The organism is Agrococcus sediminis (genome assembly GCF_007923295.1).
Classification (GTDB): Bacteria; Actinomycetota; Actinomycetes; order Actinomycetales; family Microbacteriaceae; genus Agrococcus; species Agrococcus sediminis.
On sequence record NZ_VOIR01000002.1, the window covers coordinates 15509 to 33004 of the forward strand.

Sequence of the window (17496 nt, forward strand, 5' to 3'; positions counted from 1 at the left end):
TCAGGCCGCGTTCTGCGGAGCCGACGTGTCGGTCGGCAGGGCCGCCTTGGCGGCCTCGACCAGCGCCGTGAAGGTGGCGGGCTCGTGCACGGCGAGCTCGGCCAGCATGCGGCGGTCGACCTCGATGCCCGCGAGGCCGAGGCCCTGGATCAGGCGGTTGTAGGTGAGGCCGTTCTGACGGGCAGCGGCGTTGATGCGCTGGATCCACAGGCGGCGGAACTCGCCCTTCTTCGCCTTGCGGTCGCGGAAGGCGTAGACGTGCGAGTGGAGCAGCTGCTCCTTGGCCTTGCGGTACAGGCGCGAGCGCTGCCCGCGGTAGCCGGCTGCCTGCTCGAGGATGACGCGACGCTTCTTGTGGGCGTTGACCGCCCTCTTGACACGTGCCATGAGTGTGTTCCCTCTATCTCTTCGTCGTCGCGCGCGTCAGCGGGCGAGCAGCTTCTTGATGATCTTGGCGTCGGCGGGCGCGACGACCTTGTCCTTGTTGAGGCGGCGCGTCTGGACCGACGACTTCACCTCGAGGTTGTGGCGCATGCCGGCCTGCTGCTTGCGGATCTTGCCGGTGCCGGTGATCTTGAAGCGCTTCTTCGCACCGGAGTGCGTCTTCTGCTTGGGCATTCTTGTCTCCTACTCGGATGCTGGCTTGCTCGCGGGCGAGCCTGCGTGCTTGGCCTTGGGCGCAGCGGGCTTCGCGGACCCCGGCGCTGCGGGCTTGCCCGCGGGCTTCGGCGTCGCGGGCGTCGCGGCGGGCTTGGCGGCTGCGGGCGCAGCGGGGGCGGCTGCGGCGGATGCGGCAGCGGGCTTGGGCGCGGACGCCGGCCGGGGCGCCTGGGCGGGCGTCGGCTGGACGGTGCGCGGCGCCTGGCGGGGACGCGAGTCGCTGCGCGGCTCGGACGAGCGCGAGTCGGAGCGCGGCTCCGAGCTGCGCTCGGACGAGCGGGGCGGGCGCGCGTCGGAGCCGCGGCTGTCGGAGGACGGCCGCGACGAGCCGGCCGGGCGCGACGTGGTCGACGGGCGCGACGTGGCCGGGCGCGGCGAGCGGGTGAGCTCGGTGTCGCCGTTCGTCGCGCTGCCCGCGGGCAGCGTCGGGCGAGCGGGGCGCGACGCCTCGACCTCGGCCTGGCGTGCCGCCTGCCGCTCGGCCTCGGCACGGCGCTTCTCCTGGTCGGCCTTGCGCTGCGCGGTGCGCGTCGCGTTCAGCTCGGCCTTGGCGTCCGACTTCGAGCGCATGGGGCCGACGATCATCACCATGTTGCGACCGTCGATGGTCGGCGACGACTCGACCGCGCCGTACTCCTGGATGTCCTCCGCGAAGCGCTGCAGCAGCTTGACGCCCATCTCGGGGCGCGACTGCTCGCGGCCGCGGAAGAGGATCATGGCCTTGACCTTGTCGCCCGCCTCCAGGAACCCCTGTGCACGCTTGCGCTTCGTCTCGTAGTCGTGATCGTCGATCTTCAGGCGGAACCGGACCTCCTTGAGGACGGTGTTCGCCTGGTTGCGACGGGCCTCCTTGGCCTTCTGCGCCTGCTCGTACTTGAACTTGCCGTAGTCCATGATCTTGACGACGGGCGGGCGCGAGTTCGGCGCGACCTCGACGAGGTCGAGGTCTGCCTCACGGGCAAGACGAAGGGCATCCTCGACCCGGACGACGCCGACCTGCTCGCCGGCAGGGCCGACCAGTCGGACTTCGGGGACGCGGATGCGCTCGTTGGTGCGGGGATCGCTGATCGCGGGCTCCTTCACGTTGCTGTGCTGTGTGCTGGTGCACGGCGAACGAGGAGCCAGAGCGCGGGATCGACCTGCGTGGCTCAGCACCGCGGTGCCCGCCTCACGACGCGCTGCCCGGTGCTGCTGACCCGATAGCCTGGAACGGCTGCGGGTGGGATTGCTCCTCTTTCACCTCCGGGCGGAAGCCCGAAACCTGCAGAACTCTACCAGACACCGGCCTCCAGGAGAAGAGCGCGATGACTGACCCGATCCAGCACGACCACCACGACGACGCGCTGACCGAGGCGCGCGACATCGCCGACGTCCCGGCGGTCGAGCTGATCAACACCGTCGCGATCCACCTGCTGAGCGCCGCCGCGGTGAAGGTCGGCCTCGCCGACGACCCCGAGCAGCAGCTCGACCTCGACGAGGCGCGCAAGCTCATCAACGCGCTCGCCGGCCTCGTCACCGCGGCCGCGCCCGAGGTGGGCGGCATTCACGCCGCACCCCTGCGCGACGGCCTGCGGTCGGTGCAGCTCGCGTTCCGCGAGGCGAGCCCGATGCCCGACGCCCCCGGCAAGGGCCCGGGCGAGAAGTTCACCGGGCCCGTCTCCTAGTCGGAGGGCTGCCTAGCGGGCGGCCTCGCGCTCGGCGCGCGTGACGGCGAGCACCGCCGGCGCACGCAGCGGCAGCCGCGCCGCGCCCCCGTCCCAGCGGTGGACGCGCACGGCCACGCTGTCGATGCGCTCGCGCACGAGCTCGGCGTCGGCGAGCGCCGCCGCAGCGCACTGCACCTGCTCGGCGGCGTCGGGCGCCGCGTCGACGAGCGCGTGCACCTCGAGATCGGCGCCCGCGAGCGTGCTGCGCGGGTCCCCCGTCGCGAGCACGACGGCCTGCACCGCGGGCTGCGCGAGCATCGCGTCGACGACGGCCCCCTGCACGGCCGGGTCCTCGACGCCCCACGTCCAGGGCGCATCCGTCAGCAGCGCCTCGAGCATCGTGCGGGTGAGCACGAGCTCGGTCGCGGCCCCCGGGTCGACGACGATGCGGCCGGGCCCGTCGAGCGCTGCCGCGGCGGCGCGGCCGATGCCGGTCGGCACGGGGCGGGCGGCGGCGTTCCAGCCGCGCATGCCGTCGACCGAGGAGAACATGGGCAGGATGGGCCGTCCGTCGGGCCCGAGGACCGTCACGATCGAGAGCTCCTGGGTCTTGTCGACGGTGCGGCCCCGGTCGTCGACGCCGGTCTCCCCCGCCGCCGCGAGCAGCGGCACGAGCAGCCGCGCGCCGCGCAGCGCGTCCACGACGGCCGAGCGGCCGCCGCTGCCGTCGGCGAGCGCGCGCACCGCGTCGACGAAGCCCGCGGGCGCGGAGCCGTCGTCGTGCGCGTAGGCCGTGTCGTGGTGGTCGAAGGATCGACCCTCCCACGGCCGGCCCGCCGAGTCGGCCGCGCGGCGCGGCTGCCCGTCGGCCACCGGCCTACTGGCCGGCGACGTCGAGCGCGGCGGCGAGCGTGAACGCGCCGGCGTAGAGCGCCTTGCCCACGATGGCGCCCTCGACGCCGTAGGGCACGAGCTCGCGGAGCGCGGCGATGTCGTCGAGGCTCGCGACGCCGCCGGAGGCGACGATCGGCTTCTGCGTGCGCTCGGCGACCTGGCGCAGCAGCGTGAGGTTCGGGCCCTGGAGGGTGCCGTCCTTCGTCACGTCGGTGACCACGTAGCGGCTGCAGCCCGCGGCCTCGAGGCGCGCCAGCACATCCCACAGGTCGCCGCCGTCCTGCGTCCAGCCGCGGGCGGCGAGCGTCGTGCCGCGCACGTCGAGGCCCACCGCGATCTGGTCGCCGTACTCGGCGATGACGGATGCCGTCCACTCGGGGTTCTCGAGTGCCGCGGTGCCGAGGTTGATGCGCTTCACGCCGGTGGCGAGCGCCGACTCGAGCGAGGCCTCGTCGCGGATGCCGCCGGAGAGCTCGACCTGCACTCGGCCCTTGCTGGCCTTGATCACCTTCTTGATGACGGCGCGGTTGTCGCCGCGCCCGAAGGCGGCGTCGAGGTCGACGAGGTGGATCCACTCGGCACCCTGCCGCACCCAGTCCTCGGCGGCGTCGACGGGGCTGCCGAAGGAGGTCTCGGTGCCGGCCTTGCCCTGCGTGAGCCGCACGGCCTTGCCGCCCGCCACGTCGATCGCAGGCAGCAGCTGCAGCTTGGGCGACTGATTGAAGTCGGTCATGGGGATGGGGATGCCTTCCGGTGTCGGGGCCACGGCGATGCTACTGCCGCCGCTCGGCGGCGGCCAGCTCAGAGGCCGCGCACCCAGTTGCCGAGCAGGCGGATGCCCGCCTCGCCCGACTTCTCGGGGTGGAACTGCGTGGCGGAGAGGGGGCCGTTCTCGACGGCGGCGATGAACCGCTCGCCGTGCTCGGCCCACGTCACCCGCGGGGGGCGGATGCGCGGGTGCGGGTCGATGTGCCACTCGGTGGCGGCGTAGGTGTGCACGAAGTAGAAGCGCTCGTCGTGCACGCCCTCGAAGAGCACGGAGTCCTCGGGCGCCTCGACCTGCGCCCAGCCCATGTGGGGCAGGATGTCGGCGCGGAGCCTCCGCACGGTGCCGGGCCACTCGTCGAGGCCCGCGGTCGTGCCGCCGCCCTCCTCGCCGCTCGAGAAGAGCACCTGCATGCCGACGCAGATGCCGAGCACGGGGCGCGAGCCGGCGAGGCGCCGGCCGATGAGCTCGCCGCCGCGGATCGCCTGGATGCCGGCCATGCAGGCGGCCATCGAGCCGACGCCGGGGACGACGAGGCCGTCGGCCTCCATGACCGCGGTGCGGTCGGCCGTGAGCGTGACGTCGGCGCCGGCCGCCTCGAGGGCCTTCGCCGCCGAGTGCACGTTGCCGAGGCCGTAGTCGAGCAGCGCGACGCGCGGCCGGGCGAGCGGGGAGCGCGTCACAGCGCGCCCTTCGTCGAGGGCACGCCGGTGACGCGCGGGTCGGGCTCGACCGCCACGCGCATCGCGCGGGCGAGCGCCTTGAACTCGGCCTCGGCGATGTGGTGCGGGTCGCGGCCCGCGAGCACCTCGACGTGCGCCGTGATGCGCGCGTTCAGGGTGATCGCCTCGAGCACGTGACGCACGAGCGAGCCGGTGAAGTGCCCGCCGATGCGGTGCAGCTCGAAGCCCGCGGGCTCGCCGGAGTGCACGAGGAACGGTCGGCCGGAGAGGTCGACGACGGCGCGCGCGAGCGCCTCGTCGAGCGGCACGGTCGCGTCGCCGTAGCGGCGCACCCCGGCCTTGTCGCCCAGGGCCTCGGCGAGCGCGAGGCCGAGCGAGATGGCGGTGTCCTCGACCGTGTGGTGCGCGTCGATGTCGGTGTCGCCGCTCGCCTCGACCTGCAGGTCGATGAGCGAGTGCTTCGCGAAGGCCGTCAGCATGTGGTCGTAGAACGGCACCGTCGTCGAGATCGACGAGGCGCCGGTGCCGTCGAGGTCGAGCGAGAGGCGGATGCTCGACTCGCTCGTCGTGCGCTCGATGGATGCGGTGCGGGCCATGGCCTCGATCCTATTCCGCGCGCAGCGCTGCCATCGCCGACAGCAGCGCGGTCGTCTCGGCGGCGGTGCCGGCGGTGATGCGGAGGGTGTGCGGCAGCCCGACGTCGCGCACGAGGATGCCGCGCTCGAGCAGCGCCTCGAACGTCGCCCGGGGGTCGTCGATGCCGCCCACGAGCACGAAGTTCGCGTCGGACGGGTAGGGACGGTAGCCGAGCGCCGTGAGCTCGTCGACGATGCGGTCGCGCTGCGTGCGCAGCTCGTCGACGCGCGAGAGCATCGCGTCGCTGTGGCGCAGCGCCGCCACGGCAGCCGCCTGCGTCAGCGCCGACAGGTGGTAGGGCAGCCGCACGAGCCGCAGCGCGTCGATCACCGCCGGATCGGCGGCGAGGTAGCCCACGCGGATGCCCGCGAAGGCGAAGGCCTTGCTCATCGTGCGCGAGACGAGCAGCCGGGGGTGCCGCTCCAGGAGCGTCAGCGCCGTGCGGCTGCGGTCGTGGGCGAACTCGGCGTAGGCCTCGTCGACCAGCACGATGCCGCGCGCGGCCTCGGCGGCTGCCTCGATCGTCTCGAGGTCGATGGCGGTGCCGGTGGGGTTGTTGGGCGAGCAGAGGAACACCACGTCGGGATCGTGCTCGGCGATCGCCTCCCGCACGGCCTGCGGCGTGAGCGTGAAGTCGTCGGCACGGGGCACGGGCACCCAGCGCATGCCGACGCCCTGCGCGAGCAGCGGGTACATCGAGTAGGTGGGCGTGAACGACAGCAGGGAGCGCCCCGGGCCGCCGAATGCCTGGAGCACGTGCTGCAGCACCTCGTTGGAGCCGTTGCCGGCCCAGATCTGCGCGGACTGGAGGCCGTGGCCGAGGTAGCCGGCGAAGGCCGCGCGCAGCGCGTCGAACTCGCGATCGGGGTAGCGGTTGGCGTCGGGCAGGGCGCGGGCGAGCTGCTGCACGATGTCGAGCGCCACGGCCTCCGGCACGCGGTACGCGTTCTCGTTCACGTTGAGCCGCACCGGCACGTCGAGCTGCGGCGCGCCGTAGGGCGTCAGGCCGCGCAGGTCGTCGCGGATGGGCAGGTCGTCGAGGCTCGTCACCGAACCAGCCTAGGACCGGCGCGGATGCCGCTCGTGGCTCAGCCGGAGTAGTGCACGGGGATCGCGAGCCGCTCGCCCGGCTGGATGGCTCCGGCGATGCCGTTCAGCAGCTCGATCTCGGCGACCACGTCGCGCGGGTCGGCCTCAGGCGCAACGGCCTCGGCGATCTGCCACAGCGACTGGCCCGGCATGACGGTGATGTGCTCGAACTGCGCCGTCTCGGCCGTCGACGAGGCGACGGCACCGGCGAGGGCGTCGCCGAGCACGCCGGCGCCGGCGAGCGCGCCTGCGGCGAGCACGGGCGCGGCGACGAGCAGTGCCAGGGCACGGCGGCCGCGGGCGGTCAGGCGCACGCGGGCACCCGGCGTGGTGGTGGTGATCGCAGTCATCGCAGTTCCTCTCGGTGGAGTCCGCGGCCGGTGCTCGGCCGGGAGCACCGGCCGCGAATCTCTGTTTCGAACCTATCTTCGATCCTCCGGATGCGTCAAGCGCTGTCGCGGAGTTTCTCCACGACACACTCGAACATCCGTTTGATCCGGGCGTCCTGTCGGATACGCTTTCGAACCACGAGGAGTCAATCGCGGGCCACTGACACGCGATGCACCTGAGGGAGCGGAGCGGGCATGACGAGGCAGCTGACCGAGAAGCAGCAGGCGATCCTGCAGGTCATCCAGCGGGCGGTGCGCCAGCGCGGCTACCCGCCGAGCTACCGCGAGATCGGCGACGCCGTGGGGCTCTCGTCGCTCTCGAGCGTCACCCACCAGCTCGGCCAGCTCGAGCTCGCGGGCTGCATCCGCCGCGACCCGTCCCGCCCGCGCACGATCGAGGTGCTCATCGACGACGAGGTCGACGAGACCGCGGGCAGCATCGACCAGGCCGCGTTCGTGCCCCTCGTCGGCCGCATCGCCGCAGGCGTGCCCATCACGGCCGAGCAGCAGGTCGAGGACGTCTTCCCGCTCCCCCGGCAGCTCGTGGGCACCGGCGACCTCTTCATGCTGAAGGTCGTCGGCGACTCCATGATCGACGCCGCGATCTGCGACGGCGACTGGGTGGTCGTGCGCCAGCAGCAGACGGCCGAGAACGGCGACATCGTCGCCGCGATGCTCGACAGCGAGGCGACGGTCAAGGTGTTCCGCCAGCGCGACGGCCACACCTGGCTGCTGCCGCGCAACTCCGCGTTCGAGCCGATCCTCGGCGACGAGGCCGACGTGCTCGGCCGCGTGGTGGCCGTGCTCCGGTCGGTCTGACGGCCCGGGCGGCGCCCGGGCCGCCAGGTCAGGCCCGGAACTCGGCCAGCTGGCCCGCCGCGGCCTCCGTCACCATCGCATCGATGCGCGTGCCCGCCTCGTCGTGCGTCTCGCGCAGCACCTCGAAGCGCTCGTGGAGGTCGGCCACGACATCGCCGCGGTCGTAGGGCACGAGCAGCGACACCGCGACCTGCGGGCGCGGCAGCAGCTCGGCGATCCGCGCGAGCAGCTCGTCGACGCCCTCGCCGGTGCGGGCCGACGCGAAGACCGCGTCGGGCTGCAGGCCGCGCAGCACGAGCCGCTCGTCGGCGGTCACGAGGTCGGCCTTGTTGAAGACGACGATCTCGGGGATCGAGCGCGCGCCCGTCTCGCCCAGCACATCGCGCACCGTCGCGATCTGCGAGGCCGGATCCGGGTGGCTCGCATCGACGACGTGCACGATGACCTCCGACTCCGCGACCTCCTCGAGCGTCGAGCGGAAGGCCTCCACGAGCTGGTGCGGCAGGTTGCGCACGAAGCCCACGGTGTCGGCGATCGTGAACTCCCGGCCGTCCGGCGTGCGCGCGCGGCGCACGGTCGCGTCGAGGGTCGCGAACAGCGCGTTCTCGACCAGCACGCCGGCACCGGTGATGCGGTTGAGCAGGCTCGACTTGCCGGCGTTCGTGTAGCCGGCGATCGCCACGCCCGGCACCTCGAACCGGTCGCGGTTCGCGCGCTTCGCCTGCCGCGCCGGTGCGAAGCCCTTGATCTGCTTGCGCAGCCGCGCCATGCGCGAGTGGATGCGACGGCGGTCGAGCTCGATCTTGGTCTCACCGGGACCGCGGGAGCCCATGCCGGCGCCCTGGCCGCCGACCTGGCCACCGGCCTGGCGCGACATGGACTCGCCCCAGCCGCGCAGGCGCGGCAGCAGGTACTCGAGCTGCGCGAGCTCGACCTGCGCCTTGCCCTCTCGGCTCTTGGCGTGCTGGCTGAAGATGTCGAGGATGACGGCGGTGCGGTCGATGACCTTCACCTTGACGCGGTCCTCGAGCGCGCGCCGCTGGCTGGGCGAGAGCTCGCTGTCGGCGATGACGGTGTCGGCGCCCAGCTCCTTCACGATCGCGGCGAGCTCCTCGGCCTTGCCGCGGCCCACGTACGTGGCGGGATCGGGGTTGGGGCGGCGCTGCAGCATGCCGTCGAGCACGAGCGCGCCTGCGGTCTCGGCGAGCGCCGCGAGCTCCCGGAGGGAGTTCTCGGCGTCCTCCGCCGAGCCCGAGTAGACGCCGACGAGCACGACGTTCTCGAGGCGCAGCTGCCGGTACTCGACCTCGGTGACGTCCTCGAGCTCGGTGCGGAGGCCGTCGACGCGGCGGAGGGCCGCGCGCTCGTCGCGGTCGAGCTGGTCGCCGTCGGGGTCGACCGCGTCGTCGCCCTCCTGGAGCGCCTGCGCGCGCGCGGCGAGCAGCTCGCGCTCGCCGGGGGCCGCCCAGGCCAGGATGCGCTCCGTCGCGCGCCCGTGACCCTCGGCCTCGGCGGGGCCGGGCTGGGTGGGGTCTGCCTCGTTCGGTGCTGCCATGCTTCGTCCTTCGCTACTGTCGTGTCCGTGCCGGACCACTACTTCTCACCCGATCCCGTCGCGCCCGAGGCGGTCCGGACCATCCGGGTCCCGCTCGACGGTCGCGAGCGGGAGATGGTCACGGCGACCGGTGTCTTCTCCGGCGACCGCCTCGACGTCGGCACGGCGGTGCTGCTGGATGCCGTGCCCGCGCCGCCCGAGACCGGTGAGCTGCTGGATCTCGGCTGCGGCTGGGGGCCGATCGCGGCGACGCTCGCGCTCCGCTCCCCCGCCGCCCGCGTGTGGGCGGTCGACGTCAACGCCCGAGCGCTCTCGCTCGTGGAGCGGAATGCCGAGCTGCTCAGCATATCGAACATCACCCCCGCGCTCCCCGAGCGCGTGCCCGCCGACGTGCGCTTCGACGCCATCTGGTCGAACCCGCCCATCCGCATCGGGAAGCCGCAGCTCCACGCGCTGCTCGAGACCTGGATCCCGCGGCTCGCGCCGGGGGCGACCGCGTGGCTCGTGGTGCAGAAGCACCTCGGCGCCGACTCGCTGCTGCGCTGGCTGGCCGAGCGCTTCGCCGGGTACGAGGTGGAGCGCGCGGACTCGCGGAAGACGTATCGCATCATCGCGATCACGGCACCGGACTGAGCGTCTCTCCTCGGAAGACGATCTCCGCCGGACCGGTGAGCCACACGTGGCCGCGGTCGTCGAGCTCGACCTCGAGCCTGCCGCCCGGCACGTCGACGATCCACCGGTCGGCAGCATCCCCCGACCAGTGCCGCGTCGCCATGGCGGCCGCGACGGCGCCGGTACCGCACGAGAGCGTCTCGCCGACCCCGCGCTCGTGCACCCGCATGCGGATCGAGCCCACGCCGTCGGCGATCGTGCCCGGCACGACGAACTCGACGTTCGCGCCGTCGTCCGCCGCCGGCTCGAGCGCCGGCGCGCGGTGCAGGTCGAGGCCCGCGAGCTCCTCCTCGCTCGCGAGGGCGACGACGACGTGCGGGTTGCCGGTCGAGACGTCCTGGCCCGGGCGGGGAACGTCGAGGCCGGCGGATGCGACGAGTCGGGTGCCGCCGAGCTCGAACGGCCCGAGGTCGGCCGAGAGCAGGCCGCCGCGCCGCACGACGCGCTTGAGGCCCGCCCGCGTCGCCACGTCGAGCGCGCCGCCCTCCGGCAGCTCGGCGAGCCCGGACTCGAGCAGGAAGCGCACGAAGACGCGCACGCCGTTGCCGCACATCTCGCTCAGGCTGCCGTCGGCGTTCCAGTAGTCCATCGCCCACGTGCCGGCCGGCAGCGCGTCGAGCACCGCGTCGCCGGTCGAGCCCGCGGGCACCGCGCGGATCACGCCGTCGCCGCCGACGCCGAAGCGGCGGTCGGCCAGCTCGCGCACGCGTGCCGCGCTGAGGGGATGCGCGCCCTCGGGATCGGCCACGAGCACGAAGTCGTTGCCGGTGCCGTGGCCCTTGGAGAACGGGCCGCTCGCGCGCTGCGTCATGCCTCCAGGCTAGCGACCGCGCGCGCGGCGAGCGTCGCCGGGTCGGCGGGCGGCGCCGCCGGGTAGCGCTGGAACCACGAGACCTGCCGCCGCGCGTACCGACGGGTGAGCGCCTGGGTGCGCGCGATGGCCTCGGCCTCGTCGATCGCGCCGTCGAGCTGGTCGAGCGCCTGGCGGTAGCCGATGGCCTGCTGCGCGGTCGTGCCGCGCTCGATGCCGGCCGCGCGCAGCGCCCGCGCCTCCTCGACGATGCCGAGCCCCCACATCCGCTCCACCCGCTCGTCGAGCCGCGCGACGAGCCGATCGCGCTCGACGCGCACATGCTGGATGATCGTCGGCCGCAGCAGCGACTCCTCGGGCGGCAGTCCCACGCGGAACGGCTCGCCGGTGAGCGTCACCGCCTCGAGCGCGCGCACGAGGCGCCTGCCGTTGTGCGGTCCGATGGCGTCGGCGGCCGCCCGGTCGACGGCGGCGAGCCGCTCGTGCATGGCGGTCGGGCCCCGCTCGGCGAGCTCGGCCTCGAGCTCGGCGCGGAGCGTTGCATCGGTCGCCGGGAAGGCGAACTCGTACAGGGCGCTCGAGGCGTAGAGGCCGCTCCCGCCCACGAGCACCGGCACCGCCCCCCGGGCCTCGATGCCGGCGATCGCCGCCAGGGCCGCCTCGCGGTAGGCCGCGACGGCGGCGTCCTCCCACGGCTCGAGCACGTCGATCAGGTGGTGCGGGTGCCCCCGCCGCTCGTGGGCGCTCGCCTTCGCCGTGCCGATGTCCATGCCGCGGTACAGCTGCATCGCGTCGCAGTTCACGAGCTCGCAGCGCGCGCCGAGCGCGACCACCGCGTCCGCGATGTCGAGCGACAGCGCCGTCTTGCCGGTGCCGGTGGCGCCGACGACGGCGATGAGGGTCACGTGCCAACGCGCAGCGTGGGCAGGCCGAGCAGGACCGGGCCGGCGGCGCCCGCGGCGGCGGATGCGCCGGTGGGCGCGGGCACGCCGCACGAGTCGGCCTGCGCGCGGTCCCAGGCGTCGCCGGCGCGCGTGCGGCGGAGCGCGAGCGGTCCGCCATCGGCGATGAGGTGGAACGGCGCCGCCTCGGTGATCTCGACGGTGACGACGTCGCCGGGCCGCGGCTGCTCGCCGTCCGGCGCCGGAGCGAAGTGCACGAGACGGTTGTCCTCGGCGCGCCCGCTCAGCCGGTGGGTCTGCGCATCCTTCTTGCCCTCGCCGACCGAGACGAGCACCTCGGCCGTGCGGCCGACCTGCGCGCGGTTCTCCTCGTGCGCGATGCGGTCCTGCAGCTCGACGAGGCGCTCGAAGCGCTCCTGCACGACCGCCTTCGGCACCTGGTCGGGCATGGTGGCGGCCGGGGTGCCGGGGCGGATGGAGTACTGGAAGGTGAACGCGGAGGCGAAGCGCGACGCCTCGACCACCCGCATCGTCTCGGCGAAGTCCTCCTCGGTCTCGCCCGGGAAGCCCACGATGATGTCGGTCGTGATCGCCGCGTGGGGGATGCGCTCGCGCACCCGGTCGAGGATGCCGAGGAACTTCGAGGAGCGGTAGGAGCGGCGCATCGCGCGCAGCACGCGGTCGGACCCCGACTGCAGCGGCATGTGCAGCTGGGGCATGACCGCGTCGGTCTCGGCCATCGCGTCGATGACGTCGTCGGTGAACGCCGCGGGGTGCGGGCTCGTGAAGCGGATGCGCTCGAGCCCGTCGATCGCGCCGGCAGCGCGCAGGAGCTTGCCGAAGGCCAGCCGGTCGCCGAACTCGACGCCGTAGGAGTTGACGTTCTGGCCCAGCAGCGTCACCTCGATCGCGCCGTCGTCGACGAGCGCCTGCACCTCGGCGAGGATCTCGCCGGGCCGTCGGTCGCGCTCCTTGCCGCGCAGCGACGGCACGATGCAGAACGTGCAGGTGTTGTTGCAGCCGACCGAGATCGAGACCCAGCCGGCGTACGTCGACTCGCGCTTCGTCGGCAGCGTCGACGGGAAGACCTCGAGGGCCTCGAGGATCTCGACCTCGGCGTCGCCGTTGTGGCGGCTGCGCTCGAGCAGCGTCGGCAGCGACCCGATGTTGTGGGTGCCGAAGACGACGTCGACCCAGGGGGCGCGCTCGACGATCGTCGCGCGGTCCTTCTGGGCGAGGCAGCCGCCGACGGCGATCTGGAACCCGGGCCGCTCGCGCTTCGTCTTGGCCAGGTGGCCCAGGTGGCCGTAGAGCTTCTGGTCGGCGTTCTCGCGCACCGCGCACGTGTTGATCACGATGACGTCGGGGGCGCCGTCGACGGCTGCGGCGTAGCCGGCCTCCTCGAGCGAGCCGCGCAGCCGCTCGGAGTCGTGCACGTTCATCTGGCAGCCGAACGTCTTCACCTCGTAGGTGCGCTGCGGGGCGATCGCGGACATGCCCTCAGCGTACCGAGCGCGCGAGCGGGGCGGACCGCGTGGCCCGCCCCGCTCGCGCTGCCGCGGCCGACTCCCGCCGGCGCGGCGATCAGCCCTGGGTCAGGGTGACGTCGTAGCCGCTGTCGCCGTTGCCGTCGACGCCGGTGAGCTCCATCGTCTCGAGCTGCGCGGTGCCGGTGTACGTGAGGCTCTGGATGTCCTCGATGCCGCCGATGAAGATCGTGATCTGGTCGCCCGCGACCTCCCACGTGTCGCCGGCCTCGTCCCAGTTCTGCCCGTTCCAGTCGTTGAGCAGCACCGTGCCGTCGCCCTCGAGCACGAGATCCATCGTGTTGCCCGCGGCGTCCTCGCCCGACCAGGCGGTGTCGGCGAGGTCGACCGAGGCCGAGCCCGTGTCACCGCCGTCGCCGGAGGGCGCGGGAGCCTGCGTCTCGGTCGTGGTGCCGCCGCCCATCGGGGGCAGCTGGAAGCAGCCCGTGAGGGCGAGGAGGGAGGCGGCCGCGATGGCCGGGACGGCGAGGATCCTGGTGCTCTTCATGGCTCGAATCTAGCCCTCTCCCAGGAACCGAGACTGGATGCGTCCTGGAGGTCTCCCGGACGCACTGCGGTCACCGGAAGCGCGGGCCCTTCGGCCGCGTGCGCTCGATCGCGACGCGCACGGCGGAGCCTCCGAAGCCCCGCCGCTGCAGCCACCCGGCGAGGCGGCGCTCGGCGGTCTCGTCGTCGAGCGAGCCCATGCGCCGCCGTCGCTCGCCGGCGGCGTCGATCGCCCGCTGCAGCTCGTCGGCGCGATCGGGGTCGTCGAGCACCGCGGGGTCGAGGCCGCGCCTGCGGAGCTCGGCCGAGACGCCGCGCTCGCCCAGCTGCTTGCGCTCGCGCAGGCGGTCGGCGAGGTCGCGAGCCAGCTGCGCGTCGTCGACGAGTCCCTCGGCGGCGAGCCGATCGAGCACGCTCGCGCGCACCTCGGGCTCGACGTCGCGGCGCTCGAGGGTGCGATCGAGCTCCTGCCGGCTGGCGGCCCTGCGCCCGAGCGCCCGCAGCGCGATGGAGCGCGCCGACTCCTCGTCGACGCGCTCCACCGGTGCCGCGTCGCCCGACCCCGCCGCCTCCTCGGGCTCGTCGCGCTGGGCGACCCAGGCGGAGAGCTCGGTGATGGCGGCGAGCCGGTCGCGATCGCTCACGCGCCCTGGCGCTCCTGGCGGCGGGCGTCGAGCGACTCGACGCTGCCCTTGGCGTCGGCCGCGGCGGCCCTGCCCGCGCCGATGCCGAGCTTGGTCAGGATCTGGCGCTCGATGTCGGCCGCGATGTCGGGGTTGTCGATGAGGAACTGCCGGGCCTTCTCCTTGCCCTGCCCCAGCTGGTCGCCGTCGTACGTGAACCAGGCGCCCGACTTGCGGACGATGCCGTGCTCGACGCCGAAGTCGATGAGGCTGCCCTCGCGGGAGATGCCGACGCCGTAGAGGATGTCGAACTCGGCCTGCTTGAACGGCGGCGCCATCTTGTTCTTGACGACCTTGACGCGCGTGCGGTTGCCGACCGCGTCGGAGCCGTCCTTCAGCGTCTCGATGCGGCGGATGTCGAGCCGCACGGACGCGTAGAACTTCAGCGCCTTGCCGCCCGCGGTGGTCTCGGGGCTGCCGAAGAACACGCCGATCTTCTCGCGCAGCTGGTTGATGAAGATCATCGTCGTCTGCGTCTGGTTGAGGCCGCCGGTCAGCTTGCGGAGCGCCTGCGACATGAGGCGGGCCTGCAGGCCGACGTGGCTGTCGCCCATCTCGCCCTCGATCTCGGCGCGCGGCACCAGCGCCGCGACGGAGTCGATGACGATCAGGTCGATCGAGCCCGAGCGGATCAGCATGTCGGCGATCTCGAGCGCCTGCTCGCCCGTGTCGGGCTGGGAGACGAGGAGCGCGTCGATGTCGACGCCGAGCTTCTTGGCGTACTCGGGGTCGAGCGCGTGCTCGGCGTCGATGAAGGCGGCGATGCCGCCGTTGCGCTGGGCGTTGGCGATCGCGTGCAGCGTCAGCGTGGTCTTGCCCGAGGACTCCGGGCCGTAGATCTCGATGATGCGGCCGCGCGGGAGCCCGCCGATGCCGAGTGCGACGTCGAGGGCGATCGAGCCGGTGGGGATGGTGTCGACCGGTGCGCGCTCCTCGCTGCCGAGGCGCATCACCGACCCCTTGCCGAACTGACGGTCGATCTGCGCGAGCGCCGCCTCGAGCGACTTGTCGCGGTCTGCGGGTGTGGGCATTGCCGGCCTTTCCGTTGGTGGTGCGCTCACGCTACGTCCGGCCGCTGACATGCGTGCGGCTCGGGTCGTCACCTGTGGATGACGGCCCCGACGAGCACCTCGAGCCTACGCCCGGATCGAACGAGTCTTCGAACGCCGCGTCGGCGTGTCGCGCGCCGCCCTCAGCGCTGGGGCTCGCGCATCCCCCGCCCGTGCCGGCGGCTCGCCGGGACGTCCTTCGCGTCGCACAGCGCGCGCCAGACGTCCCGCGCGGGGACGCCGGCGGCCAGTGCCTCGGCGCCGGTGCGGCCGCCGAGGCTCCCGAGCGTCGTGTCGGTCATCAGCACGGCGCCCAGCGCGCCGAACTCCTCCTCGATCGCGATCTGCAGCTCGCTCGTCCGCATCCGCGGGCCCTCAGCGCACGGCCGAGTCGAACTCCGCCACGAGCTCGTCGGGCAGCGTGTCGGGCACGGTAGAGCCGAGCGGCTCGAGCTCGCTGTAGCCGAGGCCCTCGAGCACCGCCAGGCGGTCGCCCACCTGGTGCAGGATGCTCGACAGCGGCACCTCGAGCGCGTCGGCGACCGACGCGAGGATCTCGCTGGAGGCCTCCTTCTGGCCGCGCTCGACCTCGCTGAGGTAGCCGAGGGCGACCGAGGCGCGCGAGGCGACCTGGCGGAGCGTCCTGCCCTGTCGCAGGCGCACGTCGCGCAGCACGTCGCCGATCTCCTGTCGTACCAGCACCATGGTCTCCCCCTTCACCGTGGTCGGATGCATCAGCCTAGTGGCAGCGATCCTGCCGCCTGCTGAAGCCCTCACGACCTGGACAACGCCAGTGTCACACCGGGCATTCCGCGGCGGGCACTGCTCACTGTGTGGATTCGCTGTGCATCCGGAGGTCGGTGCGCTCGAGCGCCGCGTCGAGGTGCGCGAGGGCCGCCTCGAGCGCGGCGCGCCGCACCTCCTCGCGATCGCCGCGCACGACGTGCGACGACGACTCGGCGACGAGCCCGCCCACGGTGTCGAGCTCGATGCCGATGTGGAACTCCCCCGGCGCGTGGTCGTCCTGGGCCGCGGGGCCCGCGACCCCCGTGGTCGCCACGCCGATCGTGCAGGCGCGGCGATCGATCGCCGCCAGCTGCCGCACGCCGCGCGCCATCCAGATCGCCACCTCGGGATCGACCGGCCCGCGCTCCTGCAGCAGTCGCGCCGGCACCCGCAGCACCTGATGCTTCATCTCGGTCGCATACGCCACGACGCCGAGGCGAAGCACCGACGACGCGCCCGGCGTGCGCACGAGCGTCTCGGCGACGAGACCGCCCGTGAGCGACTCGGCGACCGCGACGGTCACGCCCCTCACCGCCGCCCTCGCGACGATCCTCGCTGCGACCGCCTCTGCATCCATCATCGGCTCCTCACCGCGTGCACGACGAACTCCACCCCGGAGTAGATGGTGAGCGCGACCGCGACCGTCATCGTGACGACGCACACCCAGACCGCCCAGTCGCCGAGCCACGCCTGCAGCGGCAGGAGCGCGAGCGGCAGCGCGATCGCCTGCGCCATGGTCTTGGCCTTGCCCGCCCAGTCGGCGGCGATCACGACGTCGCTCGCGACCACGAGCCGGTAGGCGGTGATGCCCCACTCGCGCAGCAGCACGACCGCGGTGATCCACCACGGCAGCTCGCCGAGGATCGACAGCACCACGAAGGCGCTGCCGGTGATCGCCTTGTCGGCGATCGGGTCGATGAGCTTGCCGAAGTCGGTCACGAGCCCGCGCCCGCGCGCGATCTGCCCGTCGACGAAGTCGGTGGCGATGAGCACCGCGAACAGCAGCGCGACCATCGTGCGCGCGAGGCCGGGCTCGGGGTTGGTGAGCGCGACCGCGATGAACACCGGGGTGAGCAGGATGCGCACGACCGAGATGATGTTCGGCACGCTCGCGACGCTCGCAGGCTCGTCGCCGCGGCGCCAGACGCGACCGCGCCACGGGCTCAGTATCCCCATGGAGGCAGGCTAACGCGTCAGTCGCGGCCGGTGAGCGACCACGCGTCGTCGTCGTCGCCGCCCTCGGCCTCGACGACCTCGAGCCCATCGCGGTTCGCCTCGTCGAAGGGGTCGGCGTACCGGTCGTCGGTCTCGACCCACGCGCCCTCGTCGTCGTCGGATGCGTCGGCGGGCTCGGGCACGGCAGGCGCGGCGGCCGCGGCGGGCGGCGCGGCGGGTGCGGCCGGCGCGAGATCGGAAGAGCACA

24 protein-coding genes are annotated in these 17496 nt (G+C 73.3%); 3 read left to right on the plus strand and 21 right to left on the minus strand.

Going from position 1 to position 17496, the window contains the following annotated elements:
- Genes rplT through infC form a run of 3 tightly spaced genes read right to left on the minus strand, consistent with a single transcriptional unit; the run spans position 1 to position 1743 of the window.
- A complete protein-coding gene (rplT, locus tag FQ330_RS00330; RefSeq protein WP_128189994.1) occupies positions 1–387 on the minus strand; it encodes a 50S ribosomal protein L20 in 387 nt (128 codons plus the stop codon).
- 36 nt (positions 388–423) lie between these two features.
- Entirely contained in the window at positions 424–618 is a 195-nt protein-coding gene (rpmI, locus tag FQ330_RS00335; protein ID WP_128189995.1) for a 50S ribosomal protein L35, read from the minus strand.
- Positions 619–627: 9 nt separating this feature from the next.
- On the minus strand, positions 628–1743 hold the full coding sequence (gene infC / locus FQ330_RS00340; RefSeq protein ID WP_146354283.1) for a translation initiation factor IF-3: 1116 nt from the start codon (positions 1741–1743) through the stop codon (positions 628–630).
- A gap of 221 nt (positions 1744–1964) precedes the next feature.
- On the opposite strand from infC, the gene FQ330_RS00345 reads away from it, so the two are divergent.
- The gene (locus FQ330_RS00345) at positions 1965–2324 is read left to right on the plus strand and encodes a DUF1844 domain-containing protein (protein WP_146354284.1); all 360 of its coding nucleotides are present in this window, start codon (positions 1965–1967) and stop codon (positions 2322–2324) included.
- A 12-nt stretch (positions 2325–2336) separates the two neighbouring features.
- Here FQ330_RS00345 and FQ330_RS00350 read toward each other — a convergent pair whose 3' ends face one another.
- The 6 genes from FQ330_RS00350 to FQ330_RS00375 all read right to left on the minus strand — a co-directional run bounded on the left by FQ330_RS00350 (position 2337) and on the right by FQ330_RS00375 (position 6724).
- On the minus strand, positions 2337–3179 hold the full coding sequence (locus tag FQ330_RS00350; RefSeq protein ID WP_146354286.1) for an SseB family protein: 843 nt from the start codon (positions 3177–3179) through the stop codon (positions 2337–2339).
- Between the two features lie 4 nt (positions 3180–3183).
- Positions 3184–3933: a bifunctional 1-(5-phosphoribosyl)-5-((5-phosphoribosylamino)methylideneamino)imidazole-4-carboxamide isomerase/phosphoribosylanthranilate isomerase PriA gene (gene priA, locus FQ330_RS00355; protein WP_146354288.1), complete on the minus strand. Its 750-nt coding sequence runs from the start codon at positions 3931–3933 to the stop codon at positions 3184–3186.
- 68 nt (positions 3934–4001) lie between these two features.
- Positions 4002–4649, minus strand: coding sequence for an imidazole glycerol phosphate synthase subunit HisH (gene hisH / locus FQ330_RS00360; protein ID WP_146354290.1), 648 nt, complete (start codon positions 4647–4649; stop codon positions 4002–4004).
- A complete protein-coding gene (hisB, locus tag FQ330_RS00365) occupies positions 4646–5254 on the minus strand; it encodes an imidazoleglycerol-phosphate dehydratase HisB (RefSeq protein WP_192575789.1) in 609 nt (202 codons plus the stop codon). Before hisB ends, hisH begins: the two co-directional genes overlap by 4 nt.
- A 1-nt stretch (position 5255) precedes the next feature.
- Complete coding sequence (locus FQ330_RS00370; RefSeq protein ID WP_146354292.1) at positions 5256–6335, minus strand: histidinol-phosphate transaminase; 1080 nt, start codon at positions 6333–6335, stop codon at positions 5256–5258.
- A 38-nt stretch (positions 6336–6373) separates the two neighbouring features.
- A complete protein-coding gene (locus FQ330_RS00375; protein ID WP_146354294.1) occupies positions 6374–6724 on the minus strand; it encodes a hypothetical protein in 351 nt (116 codons plus the stop codon).
- 234 nt (positions 6725–6958) lie between these two features.
- Here FQ330_RS00375 and lexA point away from each other — a divergent pair, with 234 nt between their 5' ends.
- Complete coding sequence (lexA, locus tag FQ330_RS00380) at positions 6959–7582, plus strand: transcriptional repressor LexA (RefSeq protein ID WP_128189552.1); 624 nt, start codon at positions 6959–6961, stop codon at positions 7580–7582.
- A gap of 28 nt (positions 7583–7610) precedes the next feature.
- Here lexA and hflX read toward each other — a convergent pair whose 3' ends face one another.
- Positions 7611–9137, minus strand: a complete 1527-nt coding sequence (gene hflX / locus FQ330_RS00385) for a GTPase HflX (RefSeq protein ID WP_146354296.1) — start codon at positions 9135–9137, stop codon at positions 7611–7613.
- A gap of 21 nt (positions 9138–9158) precedes the next feature.
- On the opposite strand from hflX, the gene FQ330_RS00390 reads away from it, so the two are divergent.
- Complete coding sequence (locus FQ330_RS00390; protein WP_404799823.1) at positions 9159–9770, plus strand: class I SAM-dependent methyltransferase; 612 nt, start codon at positions 9159–9161, stop codon at positions 9768–9770.
- Here the strand turns inward: FQ330_RS00390 and dapF are convergent.
- The 11 genes from dapF to FQ330_RS13125 form a co-directional block, all read right to left on the minus strand.
- Complete coding sequence (gene dapF / locus FQ330_RS00395) at positions 9754–10620, minus strand: diaminopimelate epimerase (RefSeq protein WP_128189554.1); 867 nt, start codon at positions 10618–10620, stop codon at positions 9754–9756. The two genes, FQ330_RS00390 and dapF, sit on opposite strands and share 17 nt — an antisense overlap.
- Positions 10617–11525: a tRNA (adenosine(37)-N6)-dimethylallyltransferase MiaA gene (miaA, locus tag FQ330_RS00400; RefSeq protein WP_146354298.1), complete on the minus strand. Its 909-nt coding sequence runs from the start codon at positions 11523–11525 to the stop codon at positions 10617–10619. Before miaA ends, dapF begins: the two co-directional genes overlap by 4 nt.
- Positions 11522–13018 carry a tRNA (N6-isopentenyl adenosine(37)-C2)-methylthiotransferase MiaB gene (gene miaB, locus FQ330_RS00405; RefSeq protein WP_128189556.1) on the minus strand — a complete coding sequence of 499 codons (1497 nt, stop codon included), beginning with the start codon at positions 13016–13018 and terminating at the stop codon, positions 11522–11524. Before miaB ends, miaA begins: the two co-directional genes overlap by 4 nt.
- A gap of 88 nt (positions 13019–13106) precedes the next feature.
- Positions 13107–13556 carry a hypothetical protein gene (locus FQ330_RS00410; RefSeq protein WP_146354300.1) on the minus strand — a complete coding sequence of 150 codons (450 nt, stop codon included), beginning with the start codon at positions 13554–13556 and terminating at the stop codon, positions 13107–13109.
- Positions 13557–13626: 70 nt separating this feature from the next.
- On the minus strand, positions 13627–14199 hold the full coding sequence (locus FQ330_RS00415) for a regulatory protein RecX (RefSeq protein WP_146354302.1): 573 nt from the start codon (positions 14197–14199) through the stop codon (positions 13627–13629).
- Complete coding sequence (gene recA, locus FQ330_RS00420) at positions 14196–15269, minus strand: recombinase RecA (protein WP_128189559.1); 1074 nt, start codon at positions 15267–15269, stop codon at positions 14196–14198. The genes FQ330_RS00415 and recA overlap by 4 nt, the downstream gene beginning before the upstream one ends.
- Positions 15270–15430: 161 nt before the next feature.
- Positions 15431–15652, minus strand: a complete 222-nt coding sequence (locus FQ330_RS00425; protein ID WP_128189560.1) for a DUF3046 domain-containing protein — start codon at positions 15650–15652, stop codon at positions 15431–15433.
- A 10-nt stretch (positions 15653–15662) separates the two neighbouring features.
- Positions 15663–15992, minus strand: a complete 330-nt coding sequence (locus tag FQ330_RS00430) for a helix-turn-helix domain-containing protein (protein ID WP_128189574.1) — start codon at positions 15990–15992, stop codon at positions 15663–15665.
- A 121-nt stretch (positions 15993–16113) separates the two neighbouring features.
- On the minus strand, positions 16114–16650 hold the full coding sequence (locus tag FQ330_RS00435) for a CinA family protein (protein WP_146354304.1): 537 nt from the start codon (positions 16648–16650) through the stop codon (positions 16114–16116).
- A complete protein-coding gene (gene pgsA, locus FQ330_RS00440) occupies positions 16650–17249 on the minus strand; it encodes a CDP-diacylglycerol--glycerol-3-phosphate 3-phosphatidyltransferase (protein ID WP_146354305.1) in 600 nt (199 codons plus the stop codon). Before pgsA ends, FQ330_RS00435 begins: the two co-directional genes overlap by 1 nt.
- 17 nt (positions 17250–17266) lie before the next feature.
- Positions 17267–17496, minus strand: a 230-nt coding sequence (locus FQ330_RS13125) for a hypothetical protein (RefSeq protein WP_192575787.1), incomplete at its 5' end; no start/stop codon positions are given.